The organism is Enterococcus sp. 6D12_DIV0197 (assembly GCF_002174385.1).
GTDB classification, from domain to species: Bacteria; Bacillota; Bacilli; order Lactobacillales; family Enterococcaceae; genus Enterococcus_D; species Enterococcus_D casseliflavus.
Genome location: NZ_NIBN01000001.1, coordinates 3,432,463 through 3,453,414, shown reverse-complemented (window position 1 = coordinate 3,453,414; position 20,952 = coordinate 3,432,463). Strand labels below are relative to the sequence as shown.

Here is a 20,952-nt window from a genome sequence, read left to right as displayed (position 1 = left end):
GGAGTTCACATGATTACATTTTATTGGTACCCAAAATGCAGTACATGCCGAAATGCGAAGCGTTGGTTAGAAGAGCACGAGATTCCCTTTGAAGCGATCGATATGGTAGCTACACCGCCTCAACCGGAACAATTGCTGGCTTGGATCCAATCAAGCGAAGCACCGTTAACCCGTTTCTTTAACACAAGCGGCATGAAATACCGTGAATTGCAATTAAAAGAAAAAGTGCCGACCATGACTGCCCAAGACGCAGCCGATGTGCTGGCAACCGATGGTATGTTGATCAAGCGCCCACTGCTGGTTAGCGGCGACCGCTTTTTGATTAATGGATTTAAAGAAAATGAATATGAAGGAGTCTTACTAGAATCATGGAAAAGAAATGCTTAAGAAAAAAAGATAATTTGTGGGTTTTGTTTAACGGGAAAGAATATTGTGTCGGTTTAACAAAAGAAGCGCAAGAAGAACTTGGTGCGGTCACGTTTGCTTCGATTCAAAAAGCAGGAACTGCTTTAAAACAAGGAGAGACCCTTGTTGAGCTGGAAGCGGAAAAAGCAGTCAGTGAATTTCCAAGTCCATTGACGGGCGTGATTTCTTCCGTAAATGAAAAAATCGATCAATCGATTGATACCTTAAATGATGAAGACGAAATGAACGCTTGGCTGGTCAGCTTCAAAGAGGTTGACCCAAGTCAATTTGAAGCCTTGTAAGTCAAAGCTGTAAAAACGACTATTTTTTCAAAAAGAATTGACAGTCGGATAAGACGTTGCTATAATTTGCTCAATAAATGAATGCTTTGAAAAGAAGAGTACATGTTCTTAACGTACACAGAGAGCCCTGTTTGGTGCAAATGGGCAACGGAGAGAGGATGGAAGATGGTCTTTGAGCATGATAGGTGAGTGGAAACAAGCCTATCACGGGAGGCACCCGTTACAGTGCAGCAGTATGCGAAGCAATTCAAGTACTGAGCGAGGCTGTTGATGCGAATCGACAGTAAATCAAGGTGGTAACGCGGAAGTTGTGCTTTCGTCCTTTGTAACAGTATAATGTACAGAGGATGAAAGCTTTTTTTGTGTTTAACCAACCAAAGAGGAAAGATGGGAATAACATGGCATTAATCGAATTGTCGCATGTAAAAAAGTCATTCGGCAAAAAGCAAACGGCTGTCCACGCCGTCAATGATGTTTCACTGCAAGTGGAAAAAGGCGATATCTACGGAATCGTCGGTTACTCTGGTGCTGGGAAAAGTACATTAGTACGTTTGTTGAACGGCTTAGAATTGCCGACAGCAGGAGATGTAGTCATTAACGGTCAAAACATTTTGGCATTGAAAAACAAAGAATTGAGAAACTTCCGCAAAAAAATCGGCATGATTTTTCAGCACTTTAATCTTTTATGGTCTCGAACGGTGGCGGAAAACATTGAATTGCCATTGGAGTTGGCTGGCGTTGAAAAAGCAAAACGCCGTCAACGAGCGCAAGAGCTGATTAAATTAGTTGGGTTGGAAGGACGGGAGAATGCCTATCCGGCACAATTGTCTGGCGGACAAAAGCAAAGAGTCGGGATTGCTCGTGCACTAGCGAATGAACCAGAAATTTTGCTGTGTGATGAAGCAACGAGTGCGTTAGATCCACAAACAACAGAAGAAGTGTTGGATCTCTTGCTTTCCATCAATAAAAAATTGCATTTGACGATCGTCCTGATTACCCATGAAATGAACGTCATTCGCAAAATCTGCAATAAGGTCGCGGTGATGGAGCATGGGCAGATCGTGGAAGAAGGGTCAGTGCAATCGGTTTTCCGTAACCCACAGCAGGAAGTGACCAAACGTTTTGTTCAGCAAGATTTGGAGCCAGAAGAAGATGCTGAAGAATTACGGCAAGCCTTCTTACGAGAAAATCCGCAAGGGCATTTAGTGACTTTAACATTCACACAAGACAACGCCAATGAACCAGTGATTTCACAAGCGATCCGTCGCTTCCAGATCGATGTCAATGTCGTTTACGGAAAGATCCAACAAACCAATGAGGGATCCTTTGGCGGCTTGACGGTTTTATTGACAGGTGAAGCAAGTGAGATCGAAAAAGCGATCGCCTTTTTCAAAGAGCAGCAAGTAGGCGTGGAGGTGATTGAACGTGGATAAGTCATTTGTAGAAACCTATTTTAATTTTGAAAAGGTCGACTGGGCCAATATGCAGCAAGCAACCCTAGACACCTTGTTTATGACTTTCTTCTCCATGGTTTTAGTGGTTGTGATCGGTTTACTTCTAGGATTGGCGCTTTATTCACTAGGGCGTAAACAAACAGCGGGAGCCAACATTTTCTATAACGTGGTTTCCATCATCAGTAACGCCTTTCGTTCAACGCCATTCATGATTTTGATGGTCTTGATCATTCCGTTTACAACATTATTAGTCGGTTCATTCCTAGGGGCAAAAGCAGCGATCCCAGCATTAGTTTTATCGGCGGCACCGTTTTATGCTCGGATGGTGGAAATTGCTTTTCGTGAAGTCAATCCTGGTGTGATTGAAGCAGCGGAAGCGATGGGTGCTAGTTACTGGGAGATCATCTACAAGATCGTGATTCCCGAAAGTGTTCCAGCATTGATTTCAGGACTGACAGTCACAACGATCTCAATGATTGGTTATACTGCCATGGCAGGCGCGATCGGTGCCGGCGGGCTAGGCGCTTTGGCTTGGCAAGAAGGATTTCAACGTGGAAATTACACTGTTACGCTTGTTGCAACAGTGATTATTTTAATTATCGTTTTCATTATCCAAGGAATCGGCGATTTCCTTGCGAAAGCCACCGATAAACGGTAAATGAAACGAAGAACAAAAAGTGGAAAATATGGGAGGAAATGGATATGAAAAAGATTTTTGGTATTGCAACAACCTTATTGTTAACTGCCGCTTTAGCAGCTTGTGGCACAGGCTCAAATTCAGGAAGCTCTGACTCATCTGCGGCTGAGGGAGAATCAACAAAATTAGTGATCGGTGCATCAGTTACGCCTCATGCGGAAATTTTAGAACAAGCCAAACCTTTACTAGCAGAAGAAGGCATTGATCTTGAAATCAAAACCTTCGATGATTATGTGTTGCCAAACAAAGCATTGGAAAATGGCGATATCGATGCCAATTACTTCCAACACATTCCTTACTTGAACAAACAAATCGCAGACAATGGCTATGATTTTGTCAATGCTGGTGCGATCCATATCGAGCCAATGGGTCTTTACTCAAAACGAATCTCTGATATTTCAGAACTAGAAGATGGTGCAACGGTTCTTACTTCCACTTCTGAATCTGACTGGGGTCGTATCCTAACGATCTTACAAGATGCTGACTTGATCACTTTAAAAGACGGCGTTGATACAGAAACGGCAACCTTTGATGATATTGCTGAAAATCCGAAAAACTTAGAATTTAAACATGACGTCGATCCATCTCTTTTGGCGACTGCTTATCAAAACGACGAAGCAGACCTAATTGCCATCAATGCGAACTTCGCATTCGGGATCGATTTGAACCCAGCGGATGATTCTGTTTTATTAGAAGCGGATAATTCGCCTTATGTCAACGTGATCGCTGTCCGCAGTGGTGACGAAGATAGCGACAAAATCAAGAAATTGATCGAAGTGCTGCATTCAGACGAAATCAAAGACTTTGTGGAAGAACAATGGCAAGGTTCAGTGAAAATCGTTGATGCTGACGCAAAATAATTCACTGCCAACTAAATGAACCTCAAAAGAGCGTGTCGCTACTTAAGCGGACGCTCTTTTTTTTGCGAAAAGGCAATGATCGGTTGGAAAAAAGAGAGCTCTTGCCAAATGCATTCATAGAGTAAGGGCAACTCGGGATGCTTTTTTAAGAGTTTTTCGTAATGGGGAAGCTGAGTCAAAAAAGCCTGGACCAAGCGTTGGGAACGTTCAGATAGGCAAGGATTTAGTGGCGGATAGACAAATAAATTGCCTTCCAGTAAGGCGCCCAAAAGATGGGCTTGGAAAATTTTCGACAAAAGCACTTCTAATGGCTGCTGGAGCGGATGCTCCGACAAAATCGGCGTGATGATTCGTCGCAAAAGGAAGGCTTCTTCTGTTGGCACATAAAAAGGCTCCAGTGTTAGCAGCTGTTGCCACAAAAATAAATAGCTGCGTTCACCAACTAAATAAAAACGCGGCACAAAACATGTTGGATAAACTTGCTGAGTAAACGTGGCGGGGGTGTTGGGATAAAAAGCGTTTGCCCGCAACTGATGAATCTGCTTCAGTTCTTGAAACGCTTGATTAGAAGAAAGCGTCGGGCTTGCTAAGAGGGTGAGTCGAAAAATCACATAGCGCAGTTGCCGTTCATTGCCAGTAATCAAAGGAAAACTGCGACGGTCGATCCTTAGATGATAAGGTGCCAAAAAAAAGGAAAAGGACAAAAAGCGCCGATGCAAACTGGAGGGGCTCAGGTAATACCGCTTGTGGAGGTCTGAAAAGGAAATGGTCGGCATTTTTAACAGTAACAAGAGCAACTGATAGTTTGTACTTTTATTAAACAATGCAGCAAGCATTTCTGTATGGGAGAAGTTTAGGGGCTGCTGCAAATCATGAAAGGCACGAATGTGTCCTTGCTGCACATCATAATGGAAGGAAGGGTCCTCGTTTAAACAACTGGACAGTAGCCGACGGATCGTTTTGACGGAAAGATTTTGGTCGGCAGCAGCTTTATTCAAAGGAAGGGGATTTTCGCTCAAGAGCATCGTGGACAGACGCAGCATTTGCATAATATCTTTTTCAAGGATATTTTTCAAAACTAGGCACCTCTTTCAGCTGAATTTTGCAACTGTCCTTATTATAAGGGAACTTCACACGTTATTTTAACACTCAAAAAATAGTCAATAAAACGTAATAAAAAACGGGGGATTCATTGGTTGCTTCCTCGAATCCTGTATATTATAGAATTAAATGAGAGGAAGGAATCAAAAAAAACCACCTTTTAAAATAAAAAGGGTGGTTTTTTATGTAAGTAACGTTATAAAAAGAGAAACACGAAGCGCTGTTAACGAGTCTCGCTAGGTAATAAAATCGTTTGCCGCTGCCCATCGTCATACACATAGACTTTTTGGGGATAGAGGTCGGAATAACGGTAAGGCAGATCAACGCCGAGTTCGATTTGACTTTGTGCTTGAGAAAAAAGCAGTGTGACACGACCGTGATTGTTTTGGACTTCAAAGGTGAGCAGATTTGTCAACGGAATAAACCCTTTTAAATCGAGATCGATGATTAACCAAATACTATCGATCAGTTCGCCAGGCAGTGTTTGAACAATCCCGCCAGAAGCGTAGCGGCTGCGGTGATCATCAAATGTTTCAAACATAAAAAACCCTCCTTCAAGTAGGCTTGCCAATAACATCAAATTTGTCTATTTATCATAATGAAGAACCGTCAAAAATGCAACTACTTCTGCTTTTCTTTTTGGCCAGCGACGCATTTTAACTATTTTCTTAAAAATTTGATGGGTTGGCTGGATCAAGCTTTCCCATGACGTCTTTCAGTGGAAAATAGTCAGTTGCAGCTCATCAGCTCTTCGTAAGAATGAAAAAGACTCTTAAAGGAAAAGCCCTTCAAGAGTCTTGCATTTCTTAGAAGTGTCTGTTGATTGAAGACGCGATCTTAAGAACGATGTTCTATGATTATTCTTCGTCTTCACCGATAACTGCTGGTTCAGCAGCTTCGCCAGCTTCTTCATCTTCAGAGATTTCTTGTGGTTCAGTGACCGCAACGATTTGTTCTTCTGGATCGGTCACGATCGTGTACTCGTCGTTCTTAGGCAGATCAGCCACTGTTAATGAATCGCCGATCTCTAATGACGTTACATCGATCTCAACACGTTCAGGCAATTTGTCTGGTGTTGCTGATACAACGACTGTATACAAGTTTTGTGCTAGAACACCACCAGCTTTGACACCAGCAGATTCGCCAATTAAGGTTACTTCTGCTTCTACTTCTGTTTCTTCATTCATATCGACAGATAGGAATTCAACGTGGGTTAAATTGCGTGTGAAGGTATCTGATTGATACTCTTTGATCAGTGTATTGACTTTTTTGCCTTCTAAACTGATCGTGATTACGGTATTCAATCCATTTTCACGCAAGATTTTTTCTAATTCTGCTGCATTGACAGCAATCGGTGTGCTTTCTACTTTGTACCCATTGACAATTGCAGGTACTTTTCCTTCGTGGCGCAACTTGTTCCGTAAAGAACGTGGGCGAACTTCTCTTTTCGTAACTTCTAATGATACTGACATAACTCAATTCCTCCTAAAATTTTCTCGTTAATAACGAGATTTTTTAAGCAAATTTTGTTAACTCTGCACATTAAGTGGTACGTGAGTGAAAACACGCAAAAGGGCAGTTGTGTACACAACTGCCCCAGAAAGTTTTGGTTCAACTTTTCTCCACCAGGTCATAACGCTGTGTATGAGAAACTATATTTACTTTACTCTTTAACCTTACGCAAAAAGACAAAGAAAGTCAAATCATTTGAAATCCTGGCAGTTTCCTTTCGCTAGATCCTGAGCTATAATAGCCACTATGGAGAAAAATTTATGCGTTTAGATAAAGTGATCGAGCAACAATTGAATACTTCTCGTAAAGAGATGAAACGGTTGTTTCAGCAAGGAAAAGTCCTCGTGGACCAAAGGATTGAAGGGCGACCTGAGCGCAATGTCGATAGCGCCATCCATCAAATCATGGTTGCGGGACGTCAGTTGGAGACGCAGGAACGCTATTATATCGTCAACAAGCCCAATGGTGTTGTTACAGCGAATGTTGATCAACAGCATCAGACAGTGATCGATTTGATTGCACCAAAGGACCAGCACCCAGATCTTTATGCCGTCGGTCGATTGGATCGGGACACGGAAGGGTTGGTATTAGTTACGACGAATGGTCAGTTAGGCTATGACTTGCTGCATCCCACGAAAAAGGTGACCAAGCGATATGAAGTGGTGGTCAATGACTTGGTGACTTCTGAAGATGTGGCGGCATTTGCCACAGGGATCACCTTTCATGGTGGTGTTACTTGCAAACCAGCTGCCCTAACGATCATCGATGCCCGAGCGGATCGTTCCTTTGTTTCGTTAGAAATTGCTGAAGGCAAGTTTCATCAAGTGAAAAAGATGTTTTTAGCCCGAGGGAAAAAAGTCATTCAGCTGAAACGAACAGCGATGGGTTCGCTGGTTCTACCAGATGATTTAGCAGTGGGCAGTTATCGCTCGCTGACGCAAGAAGAATTAAGAGGACTGGCGGCGCATTTCCGCTGAGAAAGAGGGAGAAAATGAAGTATAAAACATTATTATTTGATGTCGATGACACGATCCTCGACTTTCAAGATACCGAAGATCAAGCCTTAAAAGCACTATTTGAAGCTCATGGCTTGGAAATGACCCCAGAGCGCAAACAAAGCTATCAAACGATCAATCATGATTTGTGGCAGCAGTTTGAGCAAGGGAAAATCACGAGAGACCAAGTCATCAATGAGCGTTTCGGTTTGTTTTTTGAAACGCAAGGCATTCAGGTCGATAGTCCAGCAGTTGAATTGGCCTATCGGGAATTTCTAAATGAAGGACATAAACTGTTAGACAACAGTGATGAGATCTTAGCGGAGTTGGCGCAGCATTTTGACCTATACGTGGTGACGAACGGGGTTTCTGAAACCCAATATCGCCGCTTGGAAGATGCCAAATTAAAGCCGTATTTCCGTGATATTTTTGTTTCAGAAGATACAGGGTATCAAAAACCAATGAAAGAATATTTTGACTATGTGTTTGCTCGCATACCAAACGTTAAAAAACAAGAAACAGTCATCATTGGCGATTCACTGACTTCAGATATCTTAGGCGGACAACTGGCAGGGATCGATACGATTTGGTTCAATCCAAAGAAAAAAAACAGTGGTGAGATTCAGCCTACTTATGAGATCGAACGTTTGCAGCAATTACTTCCTTTATTGCAGCACTGATTCTACAGAAACAGTAGTAATTTGCCGAATTTTCGCTATAATAGAACCAGTGTGAATTTTTTAAGATGAAAGAGGTTAATTGAATGACGAATGGCAAGCCCATTATTATTGGTGTGACAGGTGGATCAGGTAGTGGAAAAACAAGCGTGAGTCGGGCGATCTTTAATCATTTCCCCAATCATTCTATTATGATGCTTGAGCAAGACTCCTACTATAAAGACCAAAGTGATCTGAGCTTTGAAGAACGGTTGAACACCAACTATGACCATCCTTTTGCATTTGATACTGATTTGTTGATCGATCACTTGCAACAGCTGCTTGCATATCAAACGATCGAAAAACCCGTCTATGATTATGTCGCGCATACCCGCAGCGAAGCAACGATCATTCAAGAACCCAAAGAAGTCATTATCTTGGAAGGGATCTTGATTCTAGAAGATGAGCGATTGCGTAATTTAATGGATATTAAACTTTATGTTGATACAGACGATGATATTCGAATCATTCGCCGAATCAAACGTGACATGGAAGAACGTGGCCGGACATTGGATTCTGTGATCGAACAATACTTGACGGTGGTAAAACCGATGTATCATCAATTCATCGAACCGACCAAACGGTATGCCGATGTCATCGTACCAGAAGGCGGCGAAAACCACGTAGCCATCGATTTGATTACGACCAAAGTAGCGACCTTCTTATCCTAAGTTTTTTTATCCATCAATTGGAATGTTTCTATTTGAAAAGTAACAATTGATTCATGAAAAACTGCTGATAGGCACTCTTTCTTGAGAAATGCTTATCAGCAGTTTTAATTTTATAAAAAACAGTAGTATTCCGACTAAATTTATGGTAAAGTAATCCTCATGCGACGAGTCGAGAAGGTCTAGCATTAGCTGACCAGATTGATAGCAGAGGCACACCGCGTAAGCAACCTACCGGATTTGTAGGGTGTCGGAATATTCCTTTTGTGGAGATAGGGTATTCTACTAGCAATAGTACTGTGAGTAAAGAAAGCTGTGAACATTTTTGTTCACAGCTTTTTTTTGTTCATTTAGGTGAGAGAACAGCGATAGATGGTGGAAGACTCTCCCCAAGGATGGTAGCCCGTTCCGATCGGTTCAAAAGCAAATTTCTCATAAAAAGTAGAAAGATCCGTACATAGATACAGAGAATCAAAACCAGCTCCAGCAGCACGTTGCTTGGCTGTTTCGATCAAAAGGCGGGCACCGCCTTGGCCACGCCACAAAGGGTCCACATACAAGGCGCAAAGCCAAGGGGTTAAATCCATCCGACTGATGAAGTCGTTGGGGATCAAGCCACCGCAGCCGATGATTTGATAACGTCCGTCTGCTGCGATTTCTTCGTTGACCAGCAGCAGCCATTGCGGCAAAGGATTTGCTGAAAAACTATGGGTCAGGCTATCCTCATAAACCATGAGGGAGTCGGGACCAGCCCACTGTTTTTGGAAGTAACGAATGGCTTCTGCTAAGTAGTCAGGGTGTTCTTTAAGGGTGATGACCTGCATTTGTTTTTCTCCTTTATCCTTCTTTAGGTAAACGAATCTGAAAAATAACCCCTCGTGGCTGCAAATCTTTGACCTGGATTTGTCCCTTGTGCTCTTCAACGATTTGCTTGGCGATCGCTAAGCCTAAACCATAGCCGCCGGTCTCTTTGGAGCGGGAACGATCCTCGCGGTAGAAGCGGTCAAAGATACGGGCTTTTTCTTCATCGGAAATGGCTGGTCCTGTGTTTTTGACCTCGATCAGCCATTGCTTGTTAGAAATCTCCGATAAGAGGGTGATTTTATCACCACTGCTGGTATATTTTAAGGCATTATCTAGGAGGATCACGAGGACTTGATGGATTTTCTTTTGGTCAAAGCAAGCGGTCGTTTTGGCAAAGTTTTCGACAACAAAGTGTTTTTGATCCAATTCGGCAATTTCTTTGAAAGGTTTGACTAAGTCATCGATAAAAGGAGCTAGCTCGATGGTTTCTTTTGTCAAAAGCAATTGATTGGAATCACTGCGGGCGATCGTCAGCAAATCCGCCGTTAATCCAGTCAGCCGCCGAGTTTCCGCTAACGCTTGGGCGATGCTTTCAGATTCTTCAATGATCGTATGATTGGGCTTGGTAAACAGGCGTTCCAGACTGTTTTGAATGATCGTCAATGGTGTGCGCAGCTCATGGGATGCATTTTCGACAAATTCCTGCTGTTTTTTCCAGGAGGCTAAAATGGGGCGCATGTTCAAGCTGGAAAGCAAATAGCTGATCCCGATCGAAAGAATCCAGAAAAAGATCATCGATAAAATCAAAATCGTTTGGAAATTGTTCATCGCATTTTTGATTTGGTTAGTGTTCGCCAAGACTTGGATATAGCCGACACCAGCATCATTTGTTGGTGCTTTGGTGGTGATCGAACGAAACAAAAGGGTCTCTTCTTCCTCTGACAAGGACTGATCCACCACTGAAAAAGATGTGATACTGTCTAAGTGGCTTGTATCTAAAGATAAACTTGCCAGTTGTGAAAAGCGGCCGCCCAAGGTCTGCTTGTTTAATATCTCACCGTCTTCAGACCAGAGAATCAACTGGGTATTGAAGCGATTGGTCCCAGGGATCTTTGGCATGGCACTATCTGGTGGCAATACCTCTAGATTGGATTGCGAAGCGCTGATCTCTGCTTGGATCAAGCGGGTATCTTTGACTGCTTGTTCCAAAGAAATGTCGGTTTGCCGATAAGCCGATTGGTTGAACAATTGGAGGACGATGGTTCCTAAAAGTAAGAAAACCAACGCAAAGGCACTGACATTTAGGAGAAAGGAGTGCAGCCGTTGTCTCTTAGAGCGTTCTTTATTCATAGACTAGGCTCCTTGCATAATATAGCCGACATTTCGCAACGTACGGATCTCTTTGTCGATCCCTGTCTGGCGCAAGTGTTTCCGCAGATTGCTCATATAGACTTCGACGACAGTCAAGGTCGTTTCTGAATCAAATCCCCAGATGCGATCAAAAATCTGTTCCTTAGTCAAAATAATGTTTCTATTTTGTAGAAAATAAAGCAGCAGCTCAAATTCTTTCCCTTGGATCGGCAAAAGCTGCCCTTGGTAACTGACCTCATTGGTGCCAAGGTTGCACAGCAATCCGTTATATTCCAGGGTATTTTCATTGAACAAACCTAAGGAGCGTTTTAGCAACGCTTTGATCCGCATCAATAATTCTTCCCGATAAAAAGGCTTGGTCAAATAATCATCTGCCCCTTTTTGAAAACCGGTCACTTTGTCTTCTAAGCCGTCTTTGGCTGTTAAAATCAGGACGGGTGTTTGGAGTCCTTTTTTTCTTAGGGCAGAAAGTACCTCATAACCGTTCATCTCTGGCATCATTAAGTCGAGAATAATCAAATCATAGATCCCCGTTTCTGCCTCGTATAAGCCTTCACTGCCATCATAGGCTTGTGTGACGTCACCGATCTCGCTGACGATTTCTTTCATATTATCAGATAATGTTTTGTCATCTTCGATCACTAATAGTTTAATCATGTTCCCACCTCTTTAAGGATAAGAATAGCACGAATAGCATAAAAAATGCTTAAAAAAACTGTTTTGCCTTAAGCTGCATTTAAGATAGCTGCCGTAAATTCAGTGCATGGATTTCAAGGGAGGAACATTTTTATGAAATTGAAAAAAGTCTTTCAAAGAAAAGAGACAAAATATTTAATAGCCAAGGAGCAATTTCCTGCATTTCTTGCTGAGCTGCAGCAAAGAATGGCGATCGATGAATATGGGCAGCACACGATTATGTCCTTGTATTACGATACCCACGATTACCGCTTTATTCGTCATTCGATGGACAAACCGAAATACAAAGAAAAATTTCGGGTCCGCAGCTATGGCATACCGACAGAGCAGCAGTTGATTTTTTTAGAGATCAAAAAGAAAGTCAATGGCGTGGTCTACAAACGCCGAATCCCGCTGCCCTATGCTGACTATTGTCGCTGGTTGCAAACAGGGGTCTTGCCGTCAATGGCAGAAGCACCGCAAATCGCTGCAGAGATCCACTGGCTATTTAAGCAAAACCCAGACTTGCTGCCGAAAGTGTTGATTGCCTATGATCGCTTGTCGCTGTTTATTGATGATGATAGTGAATTTCGCGTGACATTCGACCAAAACATTCGCTTTCGCACCTATGATCTTATGTTCGGTTCTGGCAGTGAGGGGGCGCTGGTAGCACCTGAAATCGGGGTGTTGATGGAAGTGAAAGCCCTCGGTGCTTATCCGTTATGGTTTGTGGTGCTGTTGAACAAATACAGCGTGCGCAAAGGTAGCTTTTCAAAATATGCCCAAACGTATCAACGGCATTTGTTCAAGAAGGAGGAATGGTTACATGTTATCTAGTCTGTTTTCTGGCGATACGAGCACCCTTGAATGGCGTAGCTTATTGATCTGTATCGCCGCCTCATTGCTTTTAGGAATATTGGTAGCTGCGATCCATATGATCCGCAATGTCTACACAAAAAACTTCGTCATTACCTTGGCTGTTTTACCGATCCTCGTTCAATCCGTGATCATGCTAGTCAACGGCAATCTTGGCACAGGTGTGGCGATCTTAGGCGCCTTCAGTTTGATTCGTTTCCGCTCGGTTCCAGGAGGGTCTAGAGAGATCACCAGCGTCTTTTGGTCGATGGGGATCGGTCTAGCAACTGGGATGGGCTATGTCGGCTATGTCGTGATTTTTTCCATCATCGTGGCGCTTTTCTTGACCCTTTTATACACGGTGCCCTTTGGCGATCGACAAGCCACGAGTGAACGAGAACTGAAAGTCACGATTCCAGAAGATTTGGATTATCCGCAACTATTCGATGATCTCTTTGAAAAATATACGCATTCTGCCAAACTGACATCGGTTCGAACGACCACGATGGGGAGCTTATATGAGTTGCGTTATCAGTTACTGTTAAAAGACCAAGCGCAAGAAAAACAAATCATTGATGAAGTTCGGGTTCGTAATGGCAATTTACCCGTTGTTTTAGGCAAGCTCACCGCTAACCGCGATGAGCTGTAGAAGGAGGAACCTCTTATGAAAAAACTCATTTATCCGCTCTTACTCTCATCGCTGCTCCTAGGCGCTTGTGGGCAAACCGATAGTAGTAGCACGAGCAGCAGCTCCAGTTCTGCAGCGGCTGTTTCAGGTTCTGCCGCAGTGACCAACGTTGCAACGACTCTTGATGATGCTACGGACTATTATGGCAGTTACGAAGAAGAAGACGTGGATGCCTCCTACGATGAGGCGACCGCCACGCAACTTGAATTGAATGACGGCGATACGACGGCTGTTGATGGCGTTGCAGTGGAAGACCAAACGGTGACGATCACGCAAGCTGGTACCTATGTCGTCAGCGGTTCCTTAAGTAATGGTCAACTGGTTGTCAACGTCAATAAAGAAGAAAAAGTCCATCTGATCTTTGCGGGTGTCACGATCACCAATGAAGACGGGGCGGCAGTCGTCATCGAACAAGCAGAAAAAGTCATCACGACCTTAGCCAGTGATACGACAAATACTCTGATAGATGGCAGCAGCTACACCTTGGCGGAAGGTGAGACGGAACCAGATGCCGCTTTTTATAGTAAAGAAGATTTGTCCATCAACGGTGATGGAACGTTGGTGATCACAGGAAATTACAGCAACGGGCTGCGCAGCAAAGATGATTTGGTTTTAGCTGGTGGCACGATTGAGATCACAGCGAAAAACAATGCCATCAAAGGAAAAGATTCCGTGTCGATCTTGGCAGGGAACTACACACTGAACACCACTGAAGGAGATGGCATCCAAGCGAATAATTCGGAAGATGCGGAAAAAGGCTACGTTGCGATCGATGGCGGTACCTTTACGATCCAAAGTGGGCGTGATGGCATCCAAGCAGAAACAAATTTAAGCATCCAATCAGCCGATCTCACGATCAAAACGGCTGACGGGGCACAAAGTCAGTCGCTAGTGACGGATGAAAGCTACAAAGGATTGAAAGCTGGCGGTGTGATGACCATCAGCAGCGGTACCTTTGCGATCGATAGTGCAGATGATAGCCTGCATGCCAACGATACCATCAACATCACAGGTGGTACGATCACTGCCAACAGTGGTGACGACGGCATACATGCGGACAATGAATTGACGATCTCCGATGGGACGATTGCTATCGAAGAATCCTATGAAGGACTAGAAGCAAGTGTGATCACGATTGCAGGTGGTACGACACACGTCGTGGCTAGCGATGACGGGATCAATGCCGGTGGCGGCAGTGATACAGAGGAAACCACTGGCCAATTTGGGCAAGACAGCTTTGGTGGCGGTCCTGGCGGTGGCGATACCGCAGATGACAGCAAACAAATCACAATCACTGGTGGGACGTTGGTGGTCGATGCCGAAGGGGATGGCCTGGACAGTAACGGCAATGTCACTATGAGTGATGGGGTCGTCATCGTAAATGGTCCAACGACCGGTGGCAATGGCGCTTTGGATTATAACGGGACGTTTGAAATCACTGGCGGTGTCTTGTTAGCTGCTGGTACGACCGATATGGCCATGAATGTCAGTGGGGGAAGTCAACAGTCGATCGGGATCAGTTTCGATCAAACCCAAGCAGCAGAGACCCTTGTGACCTTAAAGGATAGTCAAGGACAGACGATCTTGTCCTATGCACCAAGTAAAAGCTACCAACATGTGGTTCTTTCTAGCCCAAATTTGACGGATAGCAGCTATACATTGGTCAGTGGGGGAACGAATGATGCGCAAGCTGTTTCTGGTTATTATGCTGGTGGGACCCTTAGTGATGGGACGGAATTAGGAACGTTGCCCGTCACGGAAACGATCGCCAACTTGACCCAATCAGGAGCGACAGCGACAACCAATCAAATGGGCGGCGGCTTTGGCCGTTAGTTGAAGATTCCTCGATCATTCCCTTGGGGTCATCAATAAAACGTGCAGATCGCAGAAGACAGCTGCGGTCTGTTCCAACGTTTTGAAAAATTAGGGGAAGATTTAAGTTCAATTTAAGCTAAGGTTCTTATAGTCGAAATACAATAATTTGCCATTCAGGAGGAACAAAGATGAATTTTTTGAAACGAGGGCTCCAAAGTTTATGGGCGAAAAAAGGCCGGAGTCTGCTGCTGATCGCCGTATTTTCTGCAATCTTGATTTTTGTATTGGCGGGTTTGACGATTCGCAGTGCAGCGCTAGTAGCGACTGAAAATGCTCAGAAAAGTGTCGGCGCAACCGTGACGTTGCAAGCCAACCGTGAGCAGGCTTTTCAGCAAAGAAGTTCTTCATCTGACAGCGATGACCAGAGCACACGTCCAGATCCAGGGAGTTTTCAATCGACACCCGTAGCGATCACAGATGCCCAAGCAATCGCTGATTTAGACGGGGTTGCTTCATATAGTTTTGAAGTCAGTACCTCGGCTGATGCCGTCAGCGGGATCGAACCGATCTCTAGCAGTGACTCCTCGACAGAGTCAGAAGCAACCGATAGCAGCGAGTCGGGGCAAATGGGCGGTATGCCAGGAGGTATGCCTGGTGGGAGTATGAGTACAGGCGATTTCCAAATCACTGGTGTATCAACCAGTGCGGCGTATACGACTTTTTCGGAAGGAACAGCGACGATCACGGATGGAGAAGGAATTACTTCTGAGGACGAAGGCACAAACCAAGTCTTGATTGAATCCTCACTAGCTGAAGCGAATGATTTAGCGGTCGGAGATACGTTTTCAATCACTGATGCAGAGGACAATGAAGTAGAAGTGACGGTCAAAGGAATCTATGAAACGAGTGAAGTTGGCAACAGCATGAGCCAAATGTTTAACTTTCTCAACCCGGCCAACACGATCATTGCCTCTTATACCCTTGCCAATACGTTGAGCGGCAATGAGGACACCATTGATTCAGCAACCTATACCTTGAGTGATCCGTCTGAAATGACGGCATTCGTGGAAGAAGCAGAAGGATTGATCGATACAGAAACCTACAGCATCCAAACCAATGATCAGATGTATCAATCGATGCTGACACCGTTGAATAATGTCGCGAGCTTTGCCAAAAATATTATTGTCTTAGTTGCTGCTGCCGGTATCATTATTTTGACGTTGATCGTGATGATGTCGATTCGGGAACGTCGCTATGAGATTGGCGTATTGCTCTCTTTAGGCGAATCACGAGCCAAAGTGATCCTACAGTTTTTCACAGAAATTTTTGTCTGCATGGTATTTGCTTTAGGGATCGCGGCCGCTAGCGGTAATCTAGTCGGTAATGCCGTCGGAGAGCAATTATTGGCACAGCAAACCGAAACGACGACGGATCAGGCAGCTGCTGAAAACGCTGGACCTGGAGGCGGAGAAATGCCGCAAATGGGCGGCAACCGTGGCGGTTCTTTCCCATCCTTCACCCAATCAGCAGAAGTGGAGTCCTTAGAAATTACCGTTTCCCCTCAACAAATTGGTCTATTGGCATTACTCGGTCTAGGGATCAGCTTTGGCTCGATCTTACTCTCGTCGGCGGGCATTTTGCGGCTGAACCCGAAAAAAATCTTGGTTTCTTAGGAGGAACGACATGACATTACGAACAGAACAATTAGGCTATTGGTATCAAAGCGAAGCAGAAGCCCTGTTTCGTGGCGTTGACTTGACCTTCGAGCCTGGCAAGATGTATGCGATCTTAGGTTCCAGCGGATCGGGGAAAACGACCTTCCTGTCGCTGATCACAGGCCTAGATACCCCGAAAGAAGGAAAGATTTTCTACAACGAAGAAACGTTAGCAAAAATCGGGCTGCGGGAGTACCGCCGCAAAGATGTGTCCATCGTGTTCCAAGCCTATAATCTATTGCCTTATCTGTCGGCATTGGACAATGTGGTGACAGCGATGGCGATCGCGAAGTCGCAGCAAGCCGATAAAAAGGCCTACGCTTTAGCAAACTTAGCCAAAGTTGGCATCACGGAAGAGCTGGCACTGAAAAAAGTGACCCAATTATCGGGTGGGCAGCAGCAGCGGGTGGCGATCGTTCGCGCATTGTGCTGTGAGCATGAGCTGATCGTAGCCGATGAACCGACTGGAAACTTGGATGAAACGACGTCCAAAGAGATCGTCAAACTATTTCAAGAAATTGCTCATGAGCAAAAAAAATGTATTATCTTAGTGACCCATGAACAAGAAGTAGCCAAGGCTTGCGATGTCGTTTATGAGCTAAAAGAGCGAGCATTTTCTGAAGTTGAAGGATAAGCTTTGCTTAGGGTAGCTGCTAGTTATTAGGGCGGAGGCAGTTGCTCTTCCTGAGGCTTTAAATACATCCTCAAGGAAACGGCTGTAAAGTCTGCTTGCATCTTCGCCTTGCTCCTCTTACAATAGAAGTAATTGTAAACGAAGAAACTTGTGAGGGGAGTGTGGAGATGCGACTTTTTATTGACGGCGATGGATCGCCAGTGAAAAACGAAGTGATTGAGCTGGCTCAGCAATATCAGCTGCCGGTGGTGATCGTCACCAGTGTCGATCATTACACGACCAAAGATTATCCTGCCCATGTTCACTTTGTCTATGTCGACAAAGGCTCGGATCGTGCGGATTATGAAATCGTGAAGGAAATAGAGCCCGGTGATTTTCTCGTTACCCAAGATTATGGGTTAGCCTCTTTGGTCTTGCCGAAAAAAGCGCGGGTTTTTCACCATAATGGCACAGAGTATTTGCCAGAAACGATCGATTTTTTACTTGGACAACGCTACTTAGGTGCGCAGATGCGTAAAGCAGGCAAGCGTACAAAAGGACCGAAGCCCTTTACGAAAGAGGATCGGGAAGCCTTCAAACGAATCTTTGAAAACGAATTGCGACAGACCCTTGCAAAATAAGCACCCTCAAGACCCAGCTTCTGCATGAACCACGGGAATTGAAGGTGCTTATTTATTTCTTGCGAAAACGATCATAGAAGTATTTGCTGACTAAAGCCACGATCGCGAAAAATGCTAAGGTATATCCGAAGATCCCCATCTGATGGACGAAGGCTCCTTGTTGCGGGCTGGCGACCACCAATAAGGAAGAGCCAAGGATGACCGCAGCTAGAATAATACCGATCACCAGTCGATTGACCATCTGATCAAAGCGGTCCAATAGCTGTTTTTGTTCGCGGATCTCTAGATTCAATCGGTGTTTACCAGTCGCAAAAGTGTCTAAGACAGCCAAGGTCCGATCGGGAAGATGGCTAAGTGCCCGCAAGCTTTTTGCGGTTGCCAAGGCGCTTTTTTTCACCTCGTCTTCAATACTCAGCTGCTGCAGGAAATATTTTTGTGCAAAAGGCTGAGTGACTTCCATCATTGATAATTCGGGATCTAAGGCTTTGATCACACCTTCCAAGGTACCAAAAGCCTTGATCAGCAAGGTGATGTCTCGATGCATCTGCAGTTGGTTATCATGGCAGATCGTGATGACTTCCGCCATCACTTTTTGCAAGTCGATATCCTTTAGCGGCATATTATAGTAGTTTTCAACAAATTTTTGCAGGTCTTGGTAGAAGGCGACTTCGTCAAAGGAACTGCCGCTGCTGTTGCACAACCGCAAGACGGCTTTACCGACTTCTTGGGTGTCTTGGGTATAAAGAGCAATCAACGCATCGGCTAAACGGCTGCGTAAAGACTGATCCAAATGACCCATCATCCCAAAGTCCAAGAAAATCACTTGGTAAGGCGGCATGACAGCTTCTTCTTGCCATTTCAACGAATAATCGACCCCGCCGAGGACACCGACGCGCTGCTTGACTTGAAATGGTTGTGGGCGGTTGGCTTGATCCGTGAAGACATGCAAGAAAAGATTGCCAGGATGCGGATCAGCGTGAAAGAAGCCATCTTCAAAGACTTGTTTCATAAAGTTTTCGACTAATAGCGTCCCCACTTGTTTTTTCACGGCTTTCACGGACTGATTGTCATATACGATGTCTTGATTTTTGCGGGTCAGTAAGCAATTCAAGCTTTCACCTGCCATGTAATCCATGACTAATACTTTTTGGGTACACCATTCGGGATAAACTTTTGGCAATGCCAACTGCGGATCTTGGTGATTGTTGCGGTAGAATTCCTGTGCGTTTTTCATCTCTTGCAAAAAATTCGTTTCATTGGCAAGTGATCGTCGGACTTCGCTTAGCACGCTTTTTAAATCCACCACATTGGCTTCTGGAATTGCGCGAACCAACGGCAGGGCTTTTTCAAAAAGATCGAGATCCACTTGAATTGCCGCAATGATCCCTGGATGCTGTACTTTGACGATCACTTCTTTGCCGCTGAGCAAGTTTGCTCGATGGGCTTGTCCGATGGAAGCTGAGGCGACTGGAATTTCATCAAAAGCGGAAAAAACTTCCGTTAGCGGTTGCTGCAGTTCTGCTTCCAGCAGTGCTTTGACCTTGGGAAATGGATCACTTTTGACATTGTCCTGCAGCTGCTTGAATTCATCGACAAAGGTGCTGGAAAGTAGATCATTGCGGACCGAAAGCATCTGCCCGATTTTGATAAATGTTGGTCCTAATTCTTCAAACGCTTGACGCACCATTTCGGGGTGCTGCTGTTTGCTGATATTTTGAACGACTTTATATTTCAAAAAGACTTGAACGATTTGTTTTAATCGTCCTTTTCTAGAAGGAGCGGTTTGTTCTGTCATAGGTCCCACCTCTTTAAACGTGCCGTGATATATTCATAGTACTGACAAAATGAAAAACATTCAACTAACGACTGTGTAAGCTTAAAGAAATTTCTGCAAGATTTAATGCCGGTTGGTCGATTTTGTGCTAAAATGTGGAAGACTTAGTTTGGTAGAATCAATGAATACAGGAGGAAATTCTTTTGAAAATCATTTTATTATACGGGGGACGCAGTGCAGAACATGAGGTATCACTGTTATCCGCTTTTTCAGTTGTTAATGCTGTATATTATAATTACTACCAAGTTCAATTAGTAATGATCACCAAAGAAGGACGCTGGTTAAAAGGCCCATTATTGACTGAGGCGCCAACGTCTCCAGATACTTTGGCATTGACCAATGAAGAAACCAAAGGGGAAGAAATTACACCTGGGGCAATCTACGAAGAAGACGCGATCGTCTTTCCTTTACTTCACGGACCAAACGGCGAAGACGGCACGATCCAAGGGTTTTTAGAAACCATCGGAATGCCTTATGTCGGAGCCGGTGTCTTGACTAGTGCCTGTGGGATGGACAAAATCATGACCAAGTATATCTTGCAAGCTGCGGGGATTCCGCAAGTTCCCTATGTACCAGTCTTGAAAAATGCGTGGAAAGAAAATCCGAAAAAGATTTTCGATCAATGTGAAGGCAGTCTGCTTTATCCAATGTTTGTCAAACCTGCCAACATGGGCTCAAGTGTCGGTATCTCGAAAGCCGAGAACCGTGAAGAACTGCAAAATGCGCTACAAGAAGCGTATCGCTACGATACCCGAGCGATCGTTGAACAAGGAATCGAAGCCCGTGAGATCGAAGTAGCCGTTCTTGGAAACGAAGACGTTCGGACCACAATGCCGGGAGAAATCGTAAAAGATGTTGCCTTTTATGATTACAATTCCAAATACATTGACAACCGAATCGAGATGCAGATTCCTGCACAAATTCCAGAAGAAACACAAGCCAAAGCTCAAGAGTTTGCGAAAAAAGCCTATACGATGTTAGGCGGCAGCGGATTGAGCCGTTGTGATTTCTTTTTGACCAATAAAAATGAGCTCTTTTTAAATGAGCTGAACACGATGCCAGGGTTCACTGAATTCAGCATGTACCCACTGCTATGGGAGAAGACCGGCTTGCCTTATGGGGATTTGATCGAAGAATTGATCCAATTAGGGATGAATCGTTTCAATCAAAGACGTTCGTTCTTGACCAATGTAGAAGCAACAGAAAACGAAGCAGAATAAATAGCAGGAAG

At 44.4% G+C, this 20,952-nt stretch carries 22 protein-coding genes and 1 other annotated feature; of the genes, 15 read left to right on the top strand and 7 right to left on the bottom strand.

Annotation, left to right across the window (positions count from 1 at the left end; genetic code table 11):
- Positions 1–9: 9 nt before the first annotated feature.
- The 5 genes from A5867_RS16240 to A5867_RS16220 all read left to right on the top strand — a co-directional run bounded on the left by A5867_RS16240 (position 10) and on the right by A5867_RS16220 (position 3,718).
- On the top strand, positions 10–387 hold the full coding sequence (locus tag A5867_RS16240) for an arsenate reductase family protein (protein WP_010749085.1): 378 nt from the start codon (positions 10–12) through the stop codon (positions 385–387).
- The gene (locus A5867_RS16235) at positions 369–707 is read left to right on the top strand and encodes a glycine cleavage system protein H (RefSeq protein WP_010749086.1); all 339 of its coding nucleotides are present in this window, start codon (positions 369–371) and stop codon (positions 705–707) included. Before A5867_RS16240 ends, A5867_RS16235 begins: the two co-directional genes overlap by 19 nt.
- 77 nt (positions 708–784) lie before the next feature.
- Positions 785–1,034: a binding site (T-box leader), on the top strand.
- 71 nt (positions 1,035–1,105) lie between these two features.
- Positions 1,106–2,140 carry a methionine ABC transporter ATP-binding protein gene (locus A5867_RS16230; protein ID WP_005227918.1) on the top strand — a complete coding sequence of 345 codons (1,035 nt, stop codon included), beginning with the start codon at positions 1,106–1,108 and terminating at the stop codon, positions 2,138–2,140.
- Positions 2,133–2,819: a methionine ABC transporter permease gene (locus A5867_RS16225; protein ID WP_005227919.1), complete on the top strand. Its 687-nt coding sequence runs from the start codon at positions 2,133–2,135 to the stop codon at positions 2,817–2,819. The genes A5867_RS16230 and A5867_RS16225 overlap by 8 nt, the downstream gene beginning before the upstream one ends.
- Positions 2,820–2,863: 44 nt before the next feature.
- On the top strand, positions 2,864–3,718 hold the full coding sequence (locus A5867_RS16220) for a MetQ/NlpA family ABC transporter substrate-binding protein (RefSeq protein ID WP_010749087.1): 855 nt from the start codon (positions 2,864–2,866) through the stop codon (positions 3,716–3,718).
- A 38-nt stretch (positions 3,719–3,756) separates the two neighbouring features.
- On the opposite strand, the gene A5867_RS16215 is transcribed toward A5867_RS16220, so the two are convergent.
- The 3 genes from A5867_RS16215 to A5867_RS16205 form a co-directional block, all read right to left on the bottom strand.
- Entirely contained in the window at positions 3,757–4,794 is a 1,038-nt protein-coding gene (locus A5867_RS16215; RefSeq protein WP_087628037.1) for a helix-turn-helix domain-containing protein, read from the bottom strand.
- 248 nt (positions 4,795–5,042) lie between these two features.
- The gene (locus A5867_RS16210; protein WP_005227922.1) at positions 5,043–5,360 is read right to left on the bottom strand and encodes a DUF960 domain-containing protein; all 318 of its coding nucleotides are present in this window, start codon (positions 5,358–5,360) and stop codon (positions 5,043–5,045) included.
- A 316-nt stretch (positions 5,361–5,676) separates the two neighbouring features.
- Positions 5,677–6,291 (bottom strand): 50S ribosomal protein L25/general stress protein Ctc, encoded by a 615-nt coding sequence (locus tag A5867_RS16205; RefSeq protein WP_005227923.1) that lies wholly within the window; start codon positions 6,289–6,291, stop codon positions 5,677–5,679.
- 300 nt (positions 6,292–6,591) lie between these two features.
- Here A5867_RS16205 and A5867_RS16200 point away from each other — a divergent pair, with 300 nt between their 5' ends.
- The 3 genes from A5867_RS16200 (at position 6,592) to udk (ending at position 8,713) form a co-directional block, all read left to right on the top strand.
- Complete coding sequence (locus A5867_RS16200) at positions 6,592–7,308, top strand: 16S rRNA pseudouridine(516) synthase (RefSeq protein ID WP_087628036.1); 717 nt, start codon at positions 6,592–6,594, stop codon at positions 7,306–7,308.
- A gap of 14 nt (positions 7,309–7,322) precedes the next feature.
- The gene (locus A5867_RS16195; protein WP_016609901.1) at positions 7,323–8,006 is read left to right on the top strand and encodes a YjjG family noncanonical pyrimidine nucleotidase; all 684 of its coding nucleotides are present in this window, start codon (positions 7,323–7,325) and stop codon (positions 8,004–8,006) included.
- An 83-nt stretch (positions 8,007–8,089) separates the two neighbouring features.
- Positions 8,090–8,713, top strand: a complete 624-nt coding sequence (gene udk / locus A5867_RS16190) for a uridine kinase (RefSeq protein ID WP_005227927.1) — start codon at positions 8,090–8,092, stop codon at positions 8,711–8,713.
- A gap of 347 nt (positions 8,714–9,060) precedes the next feature.
- On the opposite strand, the gene A5867_RS16185 is transcribed toward udk, so the two are convergent.
- The 3 genes from A5867_RS16185 to A5867_RS16175 are packed head-to-tail and all read right to left on the bottom strand — an operon-like array spanning position 9,061 to position 11,542.
- Complete coding sequence (locus A5867_RS16185; RefSeq protein WP_005227930.1) at positions 9,061–9,534, bottom strand: GNAT family N-acetyltransferase; 474 nt, start codon at positions 9,532–9,534, stop codon at positions 9,061–9,063.
- Between the two features lie 13 nt (positions 9,535–9,547).
- On the bottom strand, positions 9,548–10,864 hold the full coding sequence (locus tag A5867_RS16180; RefSeq protein WP_005227932.1) for a HAMP domain-containing sensor histidine kinase: 1,317 nt from the start codon (positions 10,862–10,864) through the stop codon (positions 9,548–9,550).
- 3 nt (positions 10,865–10,867) lie between these two features.
- Positions 10,868–11,542: a response regulator transcription factor gene (locus A5867_RS16175; protein ID WP_005227933.1), complete on the bottom strand. Its 675-nt coding sequence runs from the start codon at positions 11,540–11,542 to the stop codon at positions 10,868–10,870.
- 132 nt (positions 11,543–11,674) lie between these two features.
- On the opposite strand from A5867_RS16175, the gene A5867_RS16170 reads away from it, so the two are divergent.
- From A5867_RS16170 to A5867_RS16145, 6 genes are all read left to right on the top strand, one after another.
- The gene (locus A5867_RS16170; protein WP_087628035.1) at positions 11,675–12,397 is read left to right on the top strand and encodes a polyphosphate polymerase domain-containing protein; all 723 of its coding nucleotides are present in this window, start codon (positions 11,675–11,677) and stop codon (positions 12,395–12,397) included.
- Positions 12,387–13,064, top strand: coding sequence for a DUF4956 domain-containing protein (locus tag A5867_RS16165; RefSeq protein ID WP_005227945.1), 678 nt, complete (start codon positions 12,387–12,389; stop codon positions 13,062–13,064). The genes A5867_RS16170 and A5867_RS16165 overlap by 11 nt, the downstream gene beginning before the upstream one ends.
- A gap of 15 nt (positions 13,065–13,079) precedes the next feature.
- Positions 13,080–14,936: a carbohydrate-binding domain-containing protein gene (locus tag A5867_RS16160; protein ID WP_087628034.1), complete on the top strand. Its 1,857-nt coding sequence runs from the start codon at positions 13,080–13,082 to the stop codon at positions 14,934–14,936.
- A 170-nt stretch (positions 14,937–15,106) separates the two neighbouring features.
- Positions 15,107–16,591 carry an ABC transporter permease gene (locus tag A5867_RS16155; protein WP_005231794.1) on the top strand — a complete coding sequence of 495 codons (1,485 nt, stop codon included), beginning with the start codon at positions 15,107–15,109 and terminating at the stop codon, positions 16,589–16,591.
- Between the two features lie 10 nt (positions 16,592–16,601).
- A complete protein-coding gene (locus tag A5867_RS16150) occupies positions 16,602–17,267 on the top strand; it encodes an ABC transporter ATP-binding protein (RefSeq protein WP_087628033.1) in 666 nt (221 codons plus the stop codon).
- 167 nt (positions 17,268–17,434) lie between these two features.
- On the top strand, positions 17,435–17,887 hold the full coding sequence (locus A5867_RS16145; protein ID WP_015510428.1) for a YaiI/YqxD family protein: 453 nt from the start codon (positions 17,435–17,437) through the stop codon (positions 17,885–17,887).
- 52 nt (positions 17,888–17,939) lie between these two features.
- Here the strand turns inward: A5867_RS16145 and A5867_RS16140 are convergent, their stop codons facing one another.
- The gene (locus tag A5867_RS16140) at positions 17,940–19,682 is read right to left on the bottom strand and encodes an AarF/UbiB family protein (RefSeq protein ID WP_015510427.1); all 1,743 of its coding nucleotides are present in this window, start codon (positions 19,680–19,682) and stop codon (positions 17,940–17,942) included.
- Positions 19,683–19,864: 182 nt separating this feature from the next.
- Here A5867_RS16140 and A5867_RS16135 point away from each other — a divergent pair, with 182 nt between their 5' ends.
- Entirely contained in the window at positions 19,865–20,941 is a 1,077-nt protein-coding gene (locus A5867_RS16135) for a D-alanine--D-alanine ligase (RefSeq protein ID WP_005227954.1), read from the top strand.
- The last annotated feature ends 11 nt before the right edge of the window (positions 20,942–20,952 follow it).